This window comes from Xenorhabdus yunnanensis, assembly GCF_028598805.1.
GTDB lineage: Bacteria > Pseudomonadota > Gammaproteobacteria > Enterobacterales > Enterobacteriaceae > Xenorhabdus > Xenorhabdus yunnanensis.
Genome location: NZ_JAQRFI010000238.1, coordinates 1 through 477 on the forward strand (window position 1 = coordinate 1; position 477 = coordinate 477).

1 protein-coding gene is annotated in these 477 nt (G+C 53.2%); it reads left to right on the top strand.

Going from position 1 to position 477, the window contains the following annotated elements:
• Positions 1-477, top strand: a 477-nt coding sequence (locus PSI23_RS22045) for an Ig-like domain-containing protein (protein ID WP_273557049.1), incomplete at both ends; no start/stop codon positions are given.

Here is a 477-nt window from a genome sequence, read left to right on the forward strand (position 1 = left end):
GCGAAAAAAGGCAAATGGACACTGACACCGGAAGTGTTCGGCAAGCAGATGAAACACCCTGCCACTATTACTTTCGGGCAATCACTGGCGGATATCCTCGATCCCAGCAGCCCCAGCGTTGAACCGGCAGATGGCAGTAATGCGCTGGCAGCCGATGGCGTTTCCACCAAAACCCTGCGGATTACACTGAAAGATAAACAGGGCAAGCCGGTAACCGGTGCAAAAGACAGCATTAAGGTCAATGCCACAGGGAAATTGCAGGGTGACGGCAAAGAGCCGCAAATCGGTGAAGTGAAAGCGGTGTCAGACGGCGTATATGAAGTGGTCGTCACTGCCGGGCAGAAAACCGGTAACTGGACGCTGACCACCACCATCGATGGCACGGACAGAAAGCAGGAGACCGTGATTGAGTTTGATGAAAACAAAGCGCCCAGCATTAGCAATCTGCAACTGGAAGGGGTGTTGCATGTCAAGGGT